Consider the following 17,443-nt stretch of genomic DNA (forward strand, 5'->3'; position numbering starts at 1 on the left):
GTAAGTAAAAATAGTAGCGCTTAATGAAAATGTTGGTTTAAAGCCACGTTTGAGAGGGAACTATGCGGAATTCTTGGTGGGGTGTCCTGTTTTTAGTGGTGATCGGCGGTTTGATTTATTTGTTAGATGCAGTACTGATGCCTTTTATTGCTGGGATGATTCTCGCTTATCTAGCCGATCCGTTAGCAAACCAGTTCCAGCGTTGGGGGATGAACCGCCCATTAGCGGTAAGTAGTGTGTTTTTGGTGTTACTCCTTATTCTTGTGGTGAGTTTGCTCATATTGATTCCGCTGATTGTCCAGCAGCTTAAACAATTGGGAGAAGCCATCCCGAGCATCTTCAACTGGGTGGAAAATATCCTTGCCCCACAGGTGCAGGAGTGGACTGGCTACGATGTGACGGCGGAATTAACTAATGTCCGCGAAACCCTTGCTGAAAACTGGCAGGATGCCGGTGGCTATTTAGCCCAGGCCTTAGGCCAAATTGGCCGTTCAGGGATGGCATTCGTTTCTTGGATTACCTATGTGGCCTTGATACCCGTCGTGACTTTCTATTTGCTTTTGGATTGGAACCGTCTGCTCGATAATGTTGCCAATTTGATTCCGCGTCAGTGGGCAGATGATACCTTTCGCTTAGCGCGCCGCTGCGATGAAGTGCTTTCCTCATTTTTGCGCGGGCAGTTGCTCGTTATGCTGTGTTTAGGAATTATTTATTCGGTAGGTTTGACGCTGATGGGCCTGAATTTTGGCCTACTAATCGGCTTTGTATCAGGACTAGTCAGCATCGTACCGTTTTTGGGCTTTATCGTTGGGTTAGTCATCGCTCTTGTTGTCGCGCTTTTCCAGTACGCTACTTGGTGGGCCGTGGTCGGCGTCATTTTGGTGTTCAGTGTCGGCCAAATGGCTGAGAGTGTGATCCTACAGCCTAAGTTACTAGGTGATAAAATCGGTCTGCATCCGGTCGCCGTCATATTTGCCGTGCTGGCGGGGGGCAATCTATTTGGACTGACAGGGGTGCTGTTAGCACTGCCCGTCGCGGCGGTCATCCTAGTGCTACTTAAAGAAGTTAAGGTTCGTTACCAACATAGTGAGTTGTACGACGATAAAAACATCGACAACCAGTCAACGATAATTGAATCCAGTTCTTCATATCATGATGAGTTGGGTCGTGATAATCAGGGTCGTAAAGATTTTGGGGAATCACCATGAGCCGAATACCGGCACAGCTTCCACTGGGGATCGGGCTGCGGGATGACGCTACTTTCGATAACTATTATGCGTCGCGGGCAAACGCACCGCTGGTTGAGCATATTACCCAGCAGTTAACCCCCACGGGGGAACAGTTTCTTTATCTCTGGGGCGCACCTGGTGTTGGCCGTAGTCATTTGCTTCAAGCCGCTTGCCACGCTGCATCGGACGCTGACAAGCGCACGCTTTATTTGCCGCTGAGTGATTTAGGCCACTTTCCGCCATTAATGTTGGAAGATATTGAGCGCTTGGATCTTGTCGCTATTGATGACCTGGAGTGTGTGATTGGTCGTAAACGTTGGGAAGAAGCGCTATTTCACGCCTTTAATCGGCTGCGTGACGCCGGTAAAAAGCTGGTGATTACGGCAAGCGCCTCCCCGCGCCAGTTAAATGTGGTACTGCCCGATTTGGCCTCACGTTTGACTTGGGGAGTAACCTTCCACGTACACCCTTTAGAGAACGATGAAGAGCGTTTGGCAGCTTTAAAACTGCGTGCCAGCGTAAGAGGAATGCAGCTACCCGATGACGTCGGGCGCTATATTTTGCATCGTGGACCGCGCGAGTTAGGCGAGCTTTGCCGTGCGGTGGAAACACTGGATAAAGCGTCTTTATCGGCCAAGCGTAAACTAACCATACCGTTTGTGAAATCTGCACTTAGTTGGTGAACTGAGATAGTTGGTGAAGTGATATGGTTGGTGAAATGAGATGGTTAGTGAAACGTAGATAGTTGGTCAAACATAGATGAAAATTGATGGCGCAGAGACTAAAACGCCACCGCTGGCAGGGCCAGCAGTGGCGTTACGGATTACTTAAACCTTGTTGGTTTAGGCAGTTTTCGTCATTTTGCTAGCGGCAGTTTGCGCCTGCTTGACGTTATCTTCAGTGATTTTCTGGCTTTTCTGGATAAAGTCCTGCTGTAGCGATACAACTTTATCTGCGTCGCCTTTAGCGCGCTCGGCTAAGTCTTTAGCAACTTTCTGCTGGCCTTCCATGTAACTACGCAGACCTTCTGCATCCTTGACATCCATCATCTGGCGCATCTGCGCAACGCCTGTGTCGAAATAGGCTTTGCTGGCATCCATTTGAGCATTGACCATTTTTTCGCTGTAATCGATGCTCAACGCCATATAAGCGCGTACTGGCGCCATAAACATGTTGTCAAATTGCTGAGTCATTTCGTTAGTATTTAAAGTACGCATCGTCATACCCTCCAGGGTCTAGTCTTGCCAAAAGCAGCTATCCAGAGGTTGGCGCTGCTTGTTGATTGAGTAGCCTTTTAAGCTATCTTGCGATGCAGCATAGCAACTGTTTTTGTGCAGTGCAACATTTAGCTTTAGGCATTTTAGAATAGGTGGGCAAGTAAGCGTATGTGGGTAAGGTCATGTTTACCCCCATGGCCTAACCAGCTAACTTAAAGAAGACCGATGCAGTTTTATGCTAGCGAACGAAAGAGAGAGTATGCGCTCAGATAAGCAGCACTATTAATCTCACTGATGGGAGTAAGAGCAATGGCAACACGGATGGAACGCGACAGCATGGGCGAACTGGAAGTGCCTTTCGATGCCCTCTACGGCGCGCAGACACAGCGGGCAATCAATAACTTTCCTGTTTCCCATACGCCTATGCCGACCGCTTTTATTCATGCGGTCACCCGCATCAAACTAGCCGCAGCACGCGCAAACCAAACCCTGGGAGGGTTAGATAGCGCACGTGGCGAAGCTATCCAAAAAGCGGCTCGTGACGTATTAACCGGCAAGCATGACCAGCATTTCCCCATCGATGTTTTTCAAACCGGTTCAGGCACTTCCACCAATATGAACGTCAACGAGGTGTTGGCGACCTTAGCGAGCCGTGAGGGTGTTGAGGTAACCCCGAACGATCACGTTAATATGGGGCAGTCGAGTAATGATGTAATCCCAACGGCGATCCATCTTTCGGCGGCCATTGCCGTTCACGAATCGCTGCGCCCAGCCCTTGTTCATCTGCGCGATACTATTGATCAGCGCGCGAGCGAACTAAGCCATGTGGTAAAAACCGGCCGTACGCATCTTATGGACGCTATGCCGCTGCGCATGGATCAAGAGCTAGGCGCCTGGTCGAGCCAGATTAATCAGGCCATAGAGCGTTTTGACAGCGCGATGAAGAGGCTCTGCAGATTAGCGCAAGGCGGGACCGCTGTAGGTACCGGTGTTAACGCGCCAGCCGGTTTTGCTGAGCAGGTTGCTCAAGAGCTTAGTGAACAGACTGGGTTAATGTTCACACCCAATGACAGCTTTTTTGCCAGCCTCTCGTCACAAGATGCGGCGGTAGAGCTGTCAGGGCAACTGAAAGGGCTCGCCTGCGTAATCATGAAGATTGCCAATGATTTACGCTGGATGAACTCTGGCCCACTGGCAGGGCTGGGGGAAATTGAACTTGAGGCACTGCAGCCCGGTAGCTCCATTATGCCAGGCAAAGTTAACCCGGTGATTCCAGAATCAGCCGCTCAGGCTGCCGCGCAAGTGATTGGCCTGGATACGGCCATTACGGTTGCCGGGCAAAGCGGCAATTTTCAATTAAACGTGATGTTGCCGCTGGTTGCTTCCAATCTACTTACCTCCATTAGCCTGATGAGTAATACTGCCCGGCTGCTAGCGGATAAAGCAATTGCGACCTTTAAAGTGCGTGAAGAGAATGTAAAAGGCCCGTTAGCAAAAAATCCTATCTTGATAACGGCATTAAATGGCGTGATTGGTTATAACGCTGCCGCGGCGATTGCTAAAGAGGCTTATCAAGCCGGGCGGGCGATTATTGATGTCGCTGAGGAGAGGACCGACCTGGATCGCGAAACGTTAGAGCGGTTGCTAGACTCGACCGTGCTTACCCAGGGTGGCGTCCCTGAGTAAGCAATGCAGGTAGCCAGCGATCAGGTCTCCTGTTTTTCCGTTTTACCTTCTTGGATTGTTTCGCTGGCCTCACTTCGCTCTTCCGTACTGGCCTCTGGGGTTTCTGCTTCATTTTTGCGCGAAGGGCGATAGCAAAACGTTGCCAACATAGGAAAATGATCAGAACCGAAGTATTTCAGCCGCTGCATACCCACTAGCGTGAAGTGTTCAGTCACAAAAATATGGTCCAGTGGCCAGCGTAATAACGGGTATTTGGCGTGGAAGGTGCTGAACAACCCGCGCCCTCGGCGTGGGTCGAGCATGCCTCCAACACGGCAAAACAGGCGTGTTGTGCGTGACCATGCCACATCGTTGAGGTCGCCAGCGACTAGCGTCGGTTGGGGGTCGTCATGAATACGTTTGCCTATCAACAACAGCTCTGCATCGCGCCAAAGGGATTTTTCACTCTCACTGGGTGCTGGCGGGCGAGGGTGCAGGGCAAATAGGCGAATAGAGTCGCCGTTAGCCAGTGTTACTCTGGTATGAATAGACGGGATGTCATCTTGAATCAACCATTCAACGGAGGTGTCGGTAAGCTCAAGATGAGAATAGAGGTGCATGCCGTAAAGGTTGTCTAGCGGGATTTTAACGCTATTGGGCCATTGCTTAGCTAACGCGGGATCCAATTGGTCTTGCCACCACTGGTCAGACTCTAGCGTTAATATGATGTCAGGCTGGTGCTGTTTGATCATATCGATTAACGGTTGAGCTTGCCGATTAGGCGTCAGCACGTTAGCAATCAGCAGGGTAATGGTTTTATCGCCGTCGTTACTCTTTGCTGTTTTAACCTGTATAGGCCATAGGCGAGTAAAAGGCATAATGTAATAGCCTTGAATCAGAAAAGTGATGCCTGACGCAAGTAGTGTTACCCACTGCCATGACCCCCCTTCCAGCAGTACAGCAGCTAAAAGCCAGGTGATTAGCGCCAGACAAGCAATCTGCAAGCGTGGAAATTCAAAGCTGCGGATCCACCACCAGTGTAATTCTATGCGCGCAATCAGTGTCGCTATTAATAACACGATGGCTATGCTTCCTAGCAAAATACCCAGCATGGTCTATCACCCTTAATGAATATCAAGAATATTAAAATACCCAGCCTAGCGCTATAAGGATTATAAAGATAGAAATGCGCTATAAATGACGATCTGTATGCCGTTGAGCAACTCAGGGCGCATTCGTTCGGGATGTAAAATAGCTTGCAATTCAGTGATGAAAGCGTAAAATACGCATCCGTTGCTTAGCTAGCGCTATATGTTTCAGCGCGCCATAGGACCATAGCTCAGTTGGTTAGAGCGCCACGTTGACATCGTGGAGGTCGGCGGTTCAAATCCGCCTGGTCCTACCATTTGCTAGCCAGCCCCAATTTCTAGGACCATAGCTCAGTTGGTTAGAGCGCCACGTTGACATCGTGGAGGTCGGCGGTTCAAATCCGCCTGGTTCTACCAGCTGTTATCAAAACACCCCGGCATTTATTGCTCGGGGTGTTTTCGTATGGGCGTTGTTAGCGTTTTATTAAGCCGCTAGCGTTCAATTAAGTCGGGCAGCTCTGTCTGACGTATAAAGGTGGCGACTAGGTCTTCAATGCCTGCTTGGTCTTGTGAGGTAAAGCGCGCATGGAGCGGGCTATCCAGATCAAGAACCCCCCAAAGAGTGCCGTTGACCACGATGGGCACTACCAACTCGGAGAGTGAGTTGGCGTCGCAGGCAATATGGTCAGCCACCGCATGCACATCGTCGACTCGCTGGGTGATTTGCTGGCGTGCAGCGGCACCGCATACGCCTTTGCTGAATGGGATCGGGTGGCAGGCAGGCTGCCCTTGGAACGGGCCCAGGCCCAAGACGTCAGGCTGGCGCTGGAGATAAAAGCCGACCCAGTTAAGGTCGCTGAGCTGCTGCTGAATAAAAGCACACGTTTGGGCGCTGTTGGTGAGCCAGTCACGCGTGTCAAGCAGCGCTTCGAGCTGGCGATTGAGGAGTGGATAGTCAACGCTGTTTTGCATGAGACCTCTCTTGCTACTAACGCATCAGGCCGACACTTTTTGCATAGAGGTGCCTATGCGTGTCGGCCTGATGTCATCTATTGATGGCTAATTTGCGGTTTTACTCGGTCCAGCCAGGTACCGCAGCACCTTTAAATAGCTCTTCCGCTTTTTCAATCACTTCATCACGCTGATAGGCGTCGACCAGTTGGCGAATCTCTTCGCGTTCTTCGTCACCGCCACGTACGGCGATCAAGTTAACGTACGGGGACTCCGGACCTTCTTTGATCAAAGCGTCGTCCAGGCTCAAGCCTGCAGGCTGCGCGAAGGTATTATTGATGAACGCCATGTCGACATCAGGCAGTACGCGAGGAAGCTGGGCAGCCTCAATTTCGCGGAAACGGAAGTCGCGGGGATTTTCAGCGATATCAATAGGTGTTGATTCCAGAAACTCTGGGTCGTTAAGGGTGATCAGGCCTTCGTTGTGCATCAGGATCAACGCGCGGCCTTCATTGGAAGGATCGTTGGGCAGCGCGATTTGTGCACCGTCAGGTAGATCGTCGATGCTGTCGTATTTTTCTGAGTAAGCGCCGATTGGGTAAACGAAGGTGTAACCAGCAATTGCCAGGTCATAGCCGCGATCTTCTACCATCGACTGCAAGTAGGGCTCGTGCTGGTAGGCGTTGGCATCCAGGCTGCCGTCGGCTAGGGCTGCATTGGGCGTAACGTAATCAGTGAACTCAATGATTTCGACATCCAAGTCATACTCTTCTTTGGCAATGCGCGCTGCCACTTCCATTACTTCGGTTTCAGGGCCGGCAACGGTACCCATCTTGATGCTGCGCGTTTCAGCGTTAGCGACGTTAACCGCAAGGGCTAAGGCGGTAAGACTACCAATAATGAGTTTTTGCATGTGGTCTCTCCAGTAGCGTTGTACGTAATAATGCAATGATGCGGCAATAAGAAATGGTTGTCTAATGCGTTTTGGTTATATTGAATTGTTTCGTTGTGGCGCTTTTATTTACGATCACTCTTGCGTACCAAGTAGTCACCCAGGCTTTGGAAGCCCTGCACCATAACAACCAGAATCACTACCGTAATCAGCATGATGGTGGGGTTGAAGCGGTTATAGCCGTAGCGAATGCCTAAGTCGCCTAGGCCGCCGCCGCCGACGGCGCCCGCCATGGCGGAGTAACTGACCAGCGTGACGGCGGTAATCGTTAAGCCAGTCATGATTCCGCCACGGGCTTCTGGGATCAGCACTTTGCAAATGATCTGCCACGGCGTTGCCCCCATGGCTTGGGCGGCCTCAATTAATCCTGGCGAAATTTCGTTCAGCGCTGCTTCTACCAGCCGAGCAACAAACGGAATGGCAGCAATAGTAAGCGGCACTGACGCGGCGTTAATACCAATTGAGGTGCCCACCAACATGCGCGTAAAAGGAATGATGGCCACCATCAAAATAATGAACGGAATAGAGCGGCCAATGTTCGTAATAATGCTCAGCAATTGATTGAGCACCGGCTTCGCCAATATTTGGCGTGGGCGGGTGACATACAGCATCACGCCAAGCGGTAGGCCCACTAAGGTGGAAATAAGCCCTGAAACGGCCACCATATAAAGGGTATCCAGCGTGGCCTGTAAGATAAGATCAATCATTGCGCTGGACATGGCCGAGTACCTCTACCTGTAGTTGATGAGATTCAAGATAGGTCATGGCTTGCTGAGTTTGCGTCGGCGTGCCCAGCAGCTCAGCGATCATCAGCCCCAAAGTGCGTTCCTGGATCGACTCTACCTTGGCTTGCAAAATGCTGACATCGACCCCGCACTCGCGAGCCAGGCGCGAAATCAGCGGTGTGGAAACTGCGTCGCCAGAAAACGTTAGGCGTACCACCGGGTGTGTATTGTCCCTAGGGGTATCAACGAGCCTTTCTATCAGTTCTTTAGGTGGCGTCAGCTGAAGAAAGTCGTTGAGAAACTCACGGCCAAGCTGGGTGCGGGGGGCAGTAAAGAAGTCGCCGACTTCAGAATCCTCCACCAATTCGCCATCTGAGATCAGGCTGACGCGGTGGCAGATCGATTTCACCACTTCCATCTCGTGGGTGATCAGTAGAATGGTGATCCCCAATTGATGATTAATGTCACGCAGCAGTTCTAATATAGAGCTGGTGGTCTGTGGGTCCAGCGCGGAGGTGGCTTCATCGCACAACAATACCTGCGGTTTGCTGGCCAGTGCCCGAGCAATCGCAACGCGCTGTTTCTGGCCGCCCGAAAGTTGGGCGGGGTACTGATCCGCTTTATCTGCCAGACCAACCATTTCCAGCAGTGGAATAACGCGTTCGCGAACGGTATGGCGTTTTTGTCCCATCAGCTCAAGCGGTAGGGCAACGTTATCGAAGACCGAGCGCGTGGTTAGCAGATTGAAGTGCTGAAAAATCATACCAATGCGGTGACGCGCCCGGTTAAGGGCGGCGTTACTCAGGCTTGTCATTTCCTGGCCATCCACTGTCACGGTGCCACTCGTGGGTCGCTCTAGCAGATTAACGCAGCGAATTAGCGTCGATTTCCCCGCGCCAGACAGGCCAATGACGCCGTGAATGGTGCCTTTGGGAACGATGAGATTGGCTTCTTTAAGCGCATGGATGGCATGGGAGCCGTTGCCTTTGTTGTTGCTGAAATAGGTTTTACTGACGTTGCTAAGTTCAATCATAGCGTCTGCCTTAACGGTAGGCCGAAGACGGAGTGCGGGATGCAAGCATTGGGCGGGTCAGTATAGGGCGGGCCAGCAGCGAATGAGAAACAAAAAAGGCCACCCTAATGGGCGGCCATCAACGCTGGACACACCCTTTTAGCTGCACTTCACCGAGTTAGAAACTTGGTGGACGCCCGCAATCTGGGTACAAATCGGCGTCATTACATTTGCGGCAAAAGCTTAGAGATAGGTAGGTGTTTTGTCAATTATAGCCGTCTGATTTTATGTCTTAGGGGCTTAAAATAGTCTTTTTTTCTATTAGAAAGGAGTGTTTAGGTTTTTGGATCTGTCGACAGGCTTATTGGGGCGTGTTCGACGAGTGAAATACACACTGATGCGCGACCATATAAAAACGAGTGACGTAGAATAGAGGGCCTCAAGTTGCATGCCCTTATGGCAATCACCATAAGAGTGCACACATAGGGGGCGCCAGTAGTAAGCTTGCGCCCATGATTTTAGTTATTTTTACCTCCCCGCTTTTAATACTTAGTTTTTATAATACTTAGTTTTTAACCACTAGGAGAATGAGCCATATGTTTACGGGCATTGTGCAAGGGGTCGCCAAGGTAGTAGCGGTGCGTGAGCTGGATGATTTTCGCGTACATGTTGTGGAAATGCCGCCAGCCATGCGCGAGGGGCTTGAGATTGGTGCATCTGTTGCCCATAACGGCGTTTGTTTAACGGTGACGGCCATCGATGGCGATAGCGTTAGTTTTGATTTGATGCGTGAAACGCTGAGATTGACTAACCTTGGTGCAATCGTGCCAGGGCAATGCGTCAATATAGAGCGTGCGGCGCGTTTTGGTGATGAGATTGGTGGGCATTCTATGTCGGGGCACATCATTTCCATGGCAGAGGTAGTGGCCATTGAAGAAGCGCCCAATAACCGTCGGTTATGGTTTTCCCTGCCGGAAAGGCTTGGCCGATTTGTGTTCGAGAAAGGCTATATCGGGGTGGACGGTATCAGTTTGACTATCGGTGATGTACGGCAAAGCGATAGCGGAAGCGTAGAGTTTAGCGTCAATTTAATCCCTGAAACCTTGTCGCGCACTACGCTTCAGGATCGAGCGTCAGGGGACCAAGTCAATATTGAAATTGATCCGCAAACCCAGGTGATCGTTGAAACGGTAGAGCGCGTGCTCTCTCAAAAAAGCGGGCGCAGCAACACTCTGTAGCTTAATCCGTCATTGAATTGACCGATCGGTTAGGTTGTGGCCTGAAGATTGCTTGGTATACAGCGGCGGGGCTGCTCCCGCTTACATTGGTCGCCATGCTGAAGCGCTCGCATCACGGTGAGCGTTTCGGTAGTATGTGCGGCTTTTCTCAGCACTAGAACGCGTGCGCGTGCTGCGTTATCGCTAAGGATAAGAAAATTCATGAAACTTCTGGATAATTATTTCAAGCTCACCGAGCACAAAACCAATGTGAAAACAGAAGTTATCGCCGGGATTACTACGTTCCTGACGATGGCCTACATTATTTTTGTTAACCCGAGCATCCTGTCTGAAGCGGGCATGGACTACGGTGCGGTATTTGTGGCGACGTGCATAGCCGCAGCGATTGGCTGTTTCGTGATGGGCCTATGGGCCAATTATCCAATCGCCCAAGCACCAGGCATGGGGTTGAATGCGTTTTTTACCTACGGCGTTGTATTGGGTATGGGATATACATGGGAAGCGGCACTCGGCGCCGTCTTTTTCTCTGGTCTCACTTTCTTCCTGTTAAGCATTTTTAGAATTCGTGAATGGATTATTAACTCTATTCCTATGACATTGCGACTCGGAATCGCTGCTGGTATCGGTCTTTTCTTGGCGATGATTGCGCTGAAAAATGCCGGTATTGTGGTTGCTAATCCCGCTACCTTTGTTTCGTTAGGCGATCTATCTCAGCCGCCGGCCCTATATGCGCTGTTAGGCTTTTTTGTGATTACCGCGCTTTCTTACCTGCGCGTCACCGGTGCAGTAATGATCGGTATTTTGGGCGTGACAGTGATTGCCATGGTGCTGGGCCATAATGAGTACGGCGGTTTAATGTCGATGCCACCTTCGATTGCGCCTACGTTTATGGCGATGGATTTAATGGGTGCGCTAGATGTAGCGATGCTCAGCGTCATTTTTGCCTTCTTGTTTGTTGATCTGTTTGATACCTCTGGCACGTTGGTGGGCGTTGCTCATCGGGGCAAACTACTGGATAAAGATGGCAAACTGCCGCGCCTTGGTCGTGCCATGATGGCTGACAGTACAGCGTCTATGGCGGGTGCCGCATTGGGTACTTCCACTACCACTAGCTATATTGAATCAACAGCAGGCATCGCATCCGGTGGCCGGACTGGTTTGACGGCGGTGGTCGTGGGTGGCCTATTCCTGATCAGCCTGTTTTTCGCACCGTTGGCGGGCTCTATTCCGGCCTACGCTACCGCTGGCGCGCTGCTGTATGTGGCGGTATTAATGGCGGGCAGCTTGGCGCATGCTAATTGGGAAGATCCAACCGATGCCGCGCCGGTACTGATTGCTGCTCTGGCAATGCCGCTGACGTTCTCGATTGCCGAAGGGATTGCACTCGGTTTCATCAGCTATGTAGCGATCAAAACGCTATCAGGCCGATTTAGTGATTTGAATCCAGCCGTTATTATTTTGGCGCTGCTGTTTGCGGTAAGGTACCTCTTCTTGGTTTGATCACCCTTTTCCGCTTTTTTAACTCCTTAATTTTACCACTCAATGAGAGACGCGATGAGCATCTACGGCGACTACATTAAGTCCGTTATTCGCACGGTTCCGGATTGGCCTGAGAAAGGGGTGAATTTTCGCGACATCACTCCTTTGCTGCAAAATAGCGCGGCCTTTCGCAAGCTGATTGATAGCTTCGTGCATCGCTATCAGGAAATGAACCTGGATGCTATCGCGGCAATTGATGCGCGCGGTTTCATTATTGGCGCGCCGCTCGCTTATGAGTTGGGGTGTAGCTTTGTGCCGGTGCGTAAGAAGGGCAAGCTACCGTTTAAGACCATCAGCGAGACTTATACGCTGGAGTACGGCCATTCGGAAGTTGAGCTGCACTCCGATGCTTTCCAGCAAGATGACCGTATTCTGTTGATGGATGATTTGATCGCCACCGGGGGCACTATGCTGGCAGCGGCTAACCTTATCCAGCGCAGCGGTGGTCATGTAGTGGAAACGGCTACGATTATTGATCTTCCCGAGCTGGGTGGGTCACAGAAAATTCGCGATGCGGGTTACAGCGTATTCGCAGTTTGTTCATTCAACGAAGACGAGTAACCCCCATGAGCAGCGATCGTTATCACCAACACTTCACTGTCTCCTGGGATCAGCTTCATCGTGATGTGCGTACGCTTTGTCATCAGATGATCGAGCGTGATTTTAAGGGCATTGTGGCGATTACCCGCGGAGGCTTAATTCCGGCCGCACTAATCGCCCGTGAGCTTAATATCCGTCTGATCGATACGGTGTGTATTAAGAGCTACGACCATATGGATCAGGGTGGCCTGGATATTATGAAGGGTGTCGACCATGACGGTGACGGCTGGCTGCTAGTCGATGATTTAGTGGATACTGGCAAAACCGCACGCGCAGTACGCAAAATGTTGCCTAAGGCACACTTTGTGACCATTTATGCCAAGCCAGACGGTCGTCCATTGGTGGACCAATACCTAACGGAAGTAGCGCAGCAGTGCTGGATCCAGTTCCCTTGGGATATGGGTGTTGCTTATGTTGAGCCACTCGTCGATCAAATGAAGAGGTAATGATGGCCAATCCACTTCCTGACGATTGGAGTCAGTGGCTGGGCGATGAGTTTAAGGCTGACTATATGCTCGCGCTAAAGGAGTTTTTGGCGCACCAGAAGGCGGCTAAAAAAACCATTTACCCCCACTCAACGCAATGGTTTCGCGCCTTTGAGTTAACCCCTCTGCATGAAGTGAAAGTCGTTATCTTAGGGCAAGATCCTTACCACGGCCCCAACCAAGCTCATGGTCTCTGCTTTTCCGTGCAGGCGGGGGTTCCCGTGCCACCATCGCTGGTTAATATCTATAAAGAGCTGGCTAGCGATGTTGGGTTTACGCCTGTTCGCCATGGCCATCTCGAAGCATGGGCTAAACAGGGCGTGTTATTGCTCAACACATCGCTGACCGTAGAGCAGGGCAATGCGGCCTCTCATCGCGGCAAGGGGTGGGAGCCGTTTACCGATCGTGCGATTGAAACTGTCAGCGAACATGCTCCGCCGTGTGTGTTTCTGTTATGGGGAAGTCATGCGCGCCAGAAGAAGGCGTTAATTGACCAGCGTCGCCATTTGGTACTTGAAGCCCCGCACCCGTCGCCGCTTTCCGCGCACCGAGGGTTTTTTGGCACCCGGCACTTTTCGCAAGCAAATCAATTCCTGCAAGCGCAGGGGCGCACGCCTATCGAATGGCAATTGCCGGAAACCCCTTAACCTCCTATTAGGTTGCGGGTAGAATGTGCGCAATTTTGCGTCTAGTGACATACCCAGATTGTCATTTTGAATCCCAGCTGTGAGGAAGTCCCATGAGTGTTTACGCTATTAACCATCCGCTTGTTCAACATAAGCTGGGACTGATGCGCGAAGTTGATCTGAGCACTAAGAGCTTTCGTGAGCTGGCAGGTGAAGTCGCTAAGCTATTGACCTATGAAGCAACCAAAGGTCTTGAGCTGGAAGATCACGAAATCCAAGGATGGAACGGCGAGCCGATTGCAACACGCCGGCTTAAGGGTAAAAAAGTTACCGTGGTACCGATTCTGCGCGCAGGCTTGGGTATGTTAGAAGGTGTAACGGACTTAATCCCCAGTGCGCGAGTCAGTGTTGTCGGTCTTTACCGCGATGAAGAGACGCTTGAGCCGGTTCCGTATTTCGCCAAATTCGCTAACGATATCGAAGAGCGTATGGCGATAGTGATTGACCCCATGCTGGCCACCGGTGGTTCAATGGTGGCTACGTTGGACATGCTGCGTGAGCGTGGCTGTGTGCATATGAAGGTGATTGTGCTCGTCGCTGCCCCTGAAGGCATTAAACGGGTGCAGGAAGCGTATCCCGACATCGAAATTTACACTGCTTCGGTCGATGACCGGCTCGATGAAAATGGCTATATCGTCCCTGGATTAGGTGACGCAGGCGATAAGATTTTCGGGACGCGCTAAGCGCCTTTTTTAAACTAGCCCCTCACGCTTCGCGTTAGGGGCATTTTTTTGCATATCTACTCTCTAATAATCACTAGGAATTCTCTAATGCGTGAAGCTACCAGCCAAGCAGAGTCGTGGCCAAAAGTAGTCTTAACCGGTGCACAAATGCTATTTGTGGCTTTTGGTGCCTTGGTATTAGTACCGCTTTTAACCGGACTTGACCCGAGTGTCGCGTTGTTTACTGCCGGGGCTGGCACGTTGATATTTCATGCAGTGACGAAACAAAGTGTGCCCGTTTTTTTGGCCTCTTCGTTTGCTTTTATCGCGCCTATTCAAGGGTCGGTAGCAAGCTTCGGTGTGCCGGCCACGATGGGCGGTCTGATGGCCTCAGGGCTGGTATATGTCGCGATCTCCCAAGCGGTACGATTAAAAGGTACCGTTTGGCTGCACCGTTTACTCCCTGCCGTGGTGGTCGGGCCGGTAATCATGGTCATTGGCTTGGCGCTGGCGCCTGTGGCAGTCAGCATGGCAACCGGCGAAACCAGTGACAACATCGGCTATGGTCCGGCCATTTTTCTCTCAATGACCAGCTTATTGGTGACATTGTTGCTGGCCGTTTTTGGCCGCGGTCTGCTCCGCCTAGTGCCGATTATGGGGGGGATCGTCACGGGCTATTGTTTGGCGTTATTAATGGGGTTGGTAGATTTTACCCCGGTACGCGAAGCGGCGTGGCTCTCGGTGCCCAGCTTTACCGCCCCCAGTTTTCACTGGGCCGCTATTCTGTTTATGATCCCGGTCGCTATCGCCCCGGCGGTTGAGCACATTGGTGACATGGTCGCTATTGGCTCGGTGACCCGTAAAAACTATTTGGAAAAACCCGGCCTGCATCGCACCCTGTTAGGCGATGGGTTGGCGACCAGTGTGGCAGCGCTATTCGGCGGGCCCCCGAATACAACCTACTCGGAAGTCACGGGGGCTGTAACGCTGACGCGGGCGTTTAACCCCAAGTACATGATTGTTGCTGCGATTTTTGCCATTGTGCTGGCGTTTGTGTCCAAGCTTGGTGCGCTGCTGCAGACCATACCCGGTCCGGTCATGGGGGGGATTATGACGTTGCTGTTTGGTTCTATTGCGGTCGTTGGTATGAACACGCTAGTGCGAGCAGGGCAGTCGCTGACGGCACCTCGCAACTTAGTGGTGGTCTCGCTCATCCTGGTATTCGGAATAGGTGGTATGCAGTTTGGGGGCGGTCAATTTACCCTGCAAGGTGTGAGCTTGGCTGCACTGGTAGGTATTGCGTTGAACTGGCTATTACCCAAGGCGCAAGAGGGCGAGTAAAGTCATCCTCTTTAACGCTGTGAGCATCGTATGAGTGGCAAGTAGGAGGGTAGGCTGTATGAGTAACGAACTAACCGCATCCTTCCCCATTCTAGGGATTGCTGCCTGGAGCGGTACCGGTAAAACGACACTGTTAGAGAAGCTGCTGCCTCTATTAGCTGCGCACGGTTTGAAAGTAGCCGTGATTAAACATGCTCACCACTCGTTTGAAGTAGACCAGCCTGGAAAGGATAGCTATAAACTGCGCAGTGCGGGCGCGGCGCCTGTACTAGTCGCTTCACGGCAACGATTTGCACTGATGCAGGAAACGCCCGACCAGGAAGAACCCGATTTAGCCGAGTTAATAACCATGATGGTGCCGCACCATCCCGACCTAGTGATTGTCGAAGGCTTTAAAGCCTGGCCGATCCCTAAGCTGGTGCTTTATCGCGATGGCGTGGGTGACTCGGCCATTTTAACTGACCCATGGGTCGAGGCGGTTGCATTAAGCGCGCCATCGCCTATTGATTTAACTTCTTGCGTAGCGCAGTTAAATCTTGATGACAGCGACGCAATCGCGCGCTGGATAGTGACCTGGGTAAACGCAAAAAAGCAAACCGTGGCTTCAAAAAAGGAAAGGTGACCAACATGCATCTAACCCACCTCAACACCCGGGGCGAAGCCAATATGGTGGATGTCGGCGATAAACAAGAAACGCGCCGCGAAGCCGTCGCCTCGGGGCGCATTGTGATGCAGCCGGAAACGCTGAAATTACTTAGCGACGGTGAACTGCCCAAGGGCGATGTGCTGGCTACCGCGCGAATCGCCGGTATTCAGGCGGCCAAACGCACCCATGAGCTGATTCCACTCTGCCACTCCCTGGCGCTATCAAAAGTGTCGGTTGAGTTTGATATTGATGTAGCCGAATCCTGCGTTCACGTGACGTCGCTATGTCGCTTGAATGGCCGCACCGGGGTTGAAATGGAGGCGCTTACCGCCGTCTCAGTGGCTTGTTTAACGCTTTACGATATGTGTAAAGCGGTAGATAAAAATATGCGTATTGAGGCCATTCAGCTTGATAGTAAGCAGGGTGGCCAGCGCGGTGATTACCAGCGCATAAACTCGCAGGCGCCGATAGTGACAGGCGATGGGGTGGCCGGAGAGGTCAGCCTGGGTGAACGCTGCGCATCGCCCTGCGTGCGGGTTAAGTTTTTAGCCGAACTGCGCGAGCGGCTAGGTGAGAGCGAGGCAGTAGTGAGTCTCGAGCAATTGGCCAGCCGTGATATTGGCGGATTGAAAGCAGCGCTGGCCGAGCGCGATAGTCGCTTTAAGCAACTCACCGACCAGCGTACGCTATGTGCCATCAATCAAGTCATGGCCAATGACGATGCGTTAGTGACCGATGATGACGAAGTGGCGTTTTTCCCACCGGTCACGGGGGGCTAGAGTGGATATTAAGCTGGATATTAAGGTGGCGATTCAAGCCGCCCCGTTCTCGATGGCCTATGGCTATGACGATGCCTTGGCGGGGCGTAGCGATATTGGCGCGGTGGTGAGTTTTACCGGCTTAGTGCGTGATTTTAATGAAACGCCTGACGTCACGGGGTTAACGCTGGAGCACTACCCCGGCATGACCGAGCGCACGCTGACAGATATTGGCGAACAGGCCTGGCAGCGCTGGTCGCTCCAGGCGGTGCGGATTATTCATCGCGTTGGCTACCTGGAACCGGGCGATCCGATTGTGCGGGTGTTAGTTGCTAGTGCACACCGCCGTGAGGCGTTCGAAGCCTGCGATTTTATTATGGATTTCCTTAAAACCCAGGCGCCTTTCTGGAAGAAAGAGCACTCTGCCCAGGGCGAGTATTGGGTCAAAGAGCGCCACACCGATCAACAGGACGCAGCGCGGTGGGAATGAGAGTGCCGCATCGATGCGCTCGTTGTAATGACACGAAACTGTCATTGCGTATAGGGACTCCTCCCCGGTTGCAAGCTCCGATGATGAACAACATAAGCCGATGCGTGCGTATAGTCGGTCTCTTAATGGGGACGCTATCCCCTGACCCTGATGAACGTC

At 51.8% G+C, this 17,443-nt stretch carries 19 protein-coding genes and 2 tRNA genes; 15 read left to right on the forward strand and 6 right to left on the reverse strand.

Annotated elements, in window-relative coordinates:
• Positions 1 to 62 precede the first annotated feature (62 nt).
• Together HZS80_RS20345 and hda are read left to right on the forward strand one after the other, a co-directional pair.
• Positions 63 to 1,208 (forward strand): AI-2E family transporter, encoded by a 1,146-nt coding sequence (locus tag HZS80_RS20345; protein ID WP_179917144.1) that lies wholly within the window; start codon positions 63 to 65, stop codon positions 1,206 to 1,208.
• A complete protein-coding gene (gene hda, locus HZS80_RS20350) occupies positions 1,205 to 1,912 on the forward strand; it encodes a DnaA regulatory inactivator Hda (protein ID WP_179917145.1) in 708 nt (235 codons plus the stop codon). Before HZS80_RS20345 ends, hda begins: the two co-directional genes overlap by 4 nt.
• Before the next feature lie 159 nt (positions 1,913 to 2,071).
• Here the strand turns inward: hda and HZS80_RS20355 are convergent, their stop codons facing one another.
• Positions 2,072 to 2,446 carry a phasin family protein gene (locus HZS80_RS20355; protein WP_008956219.1) on the reverse strand — a complete coding sequence of 125 codons (375 nt, stop codon included), beginning with the start codon at positions 2,444 to 2,446 and terminating at the stop codon, positions 2,072 to 2,074.
• A 309-nt stretch (positions 2,447 to 2,755) separates the two neighbouring features.
• On the opposite strand from HZS80_RS20355, the gene HZS80_RS20360 reads away from it, so the two are divergent.
• Entirely contained in the window at positions 2,756 to 4,132 is a 1,377-nt protein-coding gene (locus HZS80_RS20360; protein ID WP_179917146.1) for a class II fumarate hydratase, read from the forward strand.
• Between the two features lie 20 nt (positions 4,133 to 4,152).
• Here HZS80_RS20360 and HZS80_RS20365 read toward each other — a convergent pair whose 3' ends face one another.
• Positions 4,153 to 5,223, reverse strand: a complete 1,071-nt coding sequence (locus HZS80_RS20365; RefSeq protein WP_179917147.1) for an endonuclease/exonuclease/phosphatase family protein — start codon at positions 5,221 to 5,223, stop codon at positions 4,153 to 4,155.
• A 216-nt stretch (positions 5,224 to 5,439) separates the two neighbouring features.
• Between HZS80_RS20365 and HZS80_RS20370 the strand changes: the two genes are divergently transcribed.
• Positions 5,440 to 5,516, forward strand: a tRNA-Val gene (locus HZS80_RS20370).
• Between the two features lie 23 nt (positions 5,517 to 5,539).
• Positions 5,540 to 5,616 (forward strand) — tRNA-Val (locus HZS80_RS20375).
• Between the two features lie 75 nt (positions 5,617 to 5,691).
• On the opposite strand, the gene HZS80_RS20380 is transcribed toward HZS80_RS20375, so the two are convergent.
• From HZS80_RS20380 to HZS80_RS20395, 4 genes are all read right to left on the reverse strand, one after another.
• Positions 5,692 to 6,171 (reverse strand): GAF domain-containing protein, encoded by a 480-nt coding sequence (locus HZS80_RS20380; RefSeq protein ID WP_179917148.1) that lies wholly within the window; start codon positions 6,169 to 6,171, stop codon positions 5,692 to 5,694.
• A gap of 100 nt (positions 6,172 to 6,271) precedes the next feature.
• The gene (locus HZS80_RS20385; RefSeq protein ID WP_008956223.1) at positions 6,272 to 7,063 is read right to left on the reverse strand and encodes a MetQ/NlpA family ABC transporter substrate-binding protein; all 792 of its coding nucleotides are present in this window, start codon (positions 7,061 to 7,063) and stop codon (positions 6,272 to 6,274) included.
• 104 nt (positions 7,064 to 7,167) lie between these two features.
• Complete coding sequence (locus tag HZS80_RS20390; protein ID WP_008956224.1) at positions 7,168 to 7,821, reverse strand: methionine ABC transporter permease; 654 nt, start codon at positions 7,819 to 7,821, stop codon at positions 7,168 to 7,170.
• A complete protein-coding gene (locus tag HZS80_RS20395) occupies positions 7,802 to 8,860 on the reverse strand; it encodes a methionine ABC transporter ATP-binding protein (RefSeq protein ID WP_179917149.1) in 1,059 nt (352 codons plus the stop codon). The genes HZS80_RS20390 and HZS80_RS20395 overlap by 20 nt, the downstream gene beginning before the upstream one ends.
• Positions 8,861 to 9,435: 575 nt before the next feature.
• Between HZS80_RS20395 and HZS80_RS20400 the strand changes: the two genes are divergently transcribed.
• The 10 genes from HZS80_RS20400 (at position 9,436) to moaE (ending at position 17,284) form a co-directional block, all read left to right on the forward strand.
• Entirely contained in the window at positions 9,436 to 10,077 is a 642-nt protein-coding gene (locus HZS80_RS20400) for a riboflavin synthase subunit alpha (protein WP_179917157.1), read from the forward strand.
• A gap of 201 nt (positions 10,078 to 10,278) precedes the next feature.
• Positions 10,279 to 11,577, forward strand: coding sequence for an NCS2 family permease (locus HZS80_RS20405; RefSeq protein WP_179917150.1), 1,299 nt, complete (start codon positions 10,279 to 10,281; stop codon positions 11,575 to 11,577).
• Between the two features lie 54 nt (positions 11,578 to 11,631).
• The gene (locus HZS80_RS20410) at positions 11,632 to 12,177 is read left to right on the forward strand and encodes an adenine phosphoribosyltransferase (protein WP_179917151.1); all 546 of its coding nucleotides are present in this window, start codon (positions 11,632 to 11,634) and stop codon (positions 12,175 to 12,177) included.
• A gap of 5 nt (positions 12,178 to 12,182) precedes the next feature.
• The gene (gene gpt, locus HZS80_RS20415) at positions 12,183 to 12,662 is read left to right on the forward strand and encodes a xanthine phosphoribosyltransferase (protein ID WP_008956229.1); all 480 of its coding nucleotides are present in this window, start codon (positions 12,183 to 12,185) and stop codon (positions 12,660 to 12,662) included.
• A gap of 2 nt (positions 12,663 to 12,664) precedes the next feature.
• Positions 12,665 to 13,348, forward strand: coding sequence for a uracil-DNA glycosylase (ung, locus tag HZS80_RS20420; protein ID WP_179917158.1), 684 nt, complete (start codon positions 12,665 to 12,667; stop codon positions 13,346 to 13,348).
• A gap of 92 nt (positions 13,349 to 13,440) precedes the next feature.
• Positions 13,441 to 14,070: a uracil phosphoribosyltransferase gene (upp, locus tag HZS80_RS20425; RefSeq protein ID WP_008956231.1), complete on the forward strand. Its 630-nt coding sequence runs from the start codon at positions 13,441 to 13,443 to the stop codon at positions 14,068 to 14,070.
• Between the two features lie 87 nt (positions 14,071 to 14,157).
• Positions 14,158 to 15,390 (forward strand): uracil-xanthine permease family protein, encoded by a 1,233-nt coding sequence (locus HZS80_RS20430; protein ID WP_179917152.1) that lies wholly within the window; start codon positions 14,158 to 14,160, stop codon positions 15,388 to 15,390.
• A 58-nt stretch (positions 15,391 to 15,448) separates the two neighbouring features.
• Entirely contained in the window at positions 15,449 to 16,012 is a 564-nt protein-coding gene (gene mobB, locus HZS80_RS20435; RefSeq protein WP_179917153.1) for a molybdopterin-guanine dinucleotide biosynthesis protein B, read from the forward strand.
• A gap of 5 nt (positions 16,013 to 16,017) precedes the next feature.
• Positions 16,018 to 16,815, forward strand: coding sequence for a cyclic pyranopterin monophosphate synthase MoaC (gene moaC / locus HZS80_RS20440; RefSeq protein WP_179917154.1), 798 nt, complete (start codon positions 16,018 to 16,020; stop codon positions 16,813 to 16,815).
• Entirely contained in the window at positions 16,775 to 17,284 is a 510-nt protein-coding gene (gene moaE, locus HZS80_RS20445) for a molybdopterin synthase catalytic subunit MoaE (RefSeq protein ID WP_179917159.1), read from the forward strand. The genes moaC and moaE overlap by 41 nt, the downstream gene beginning before the upstream one ends.
• The last annotated feature ends 159 nt before the right edge of the window (positions 17,285 to 17,443 follow it).

Origin of the sequence: Vreelandella glaciei, assembly GCF_013415125.1 — a bacterium.
In the GTDB taxonomy this organism is placed as follows: domain Bacteria; phylum Pseudomonadota; class Gammaproteobacteria; order Pseudomonadales; family Halomonadaceae; genus Vreelandella; species Vreelandella glaciei.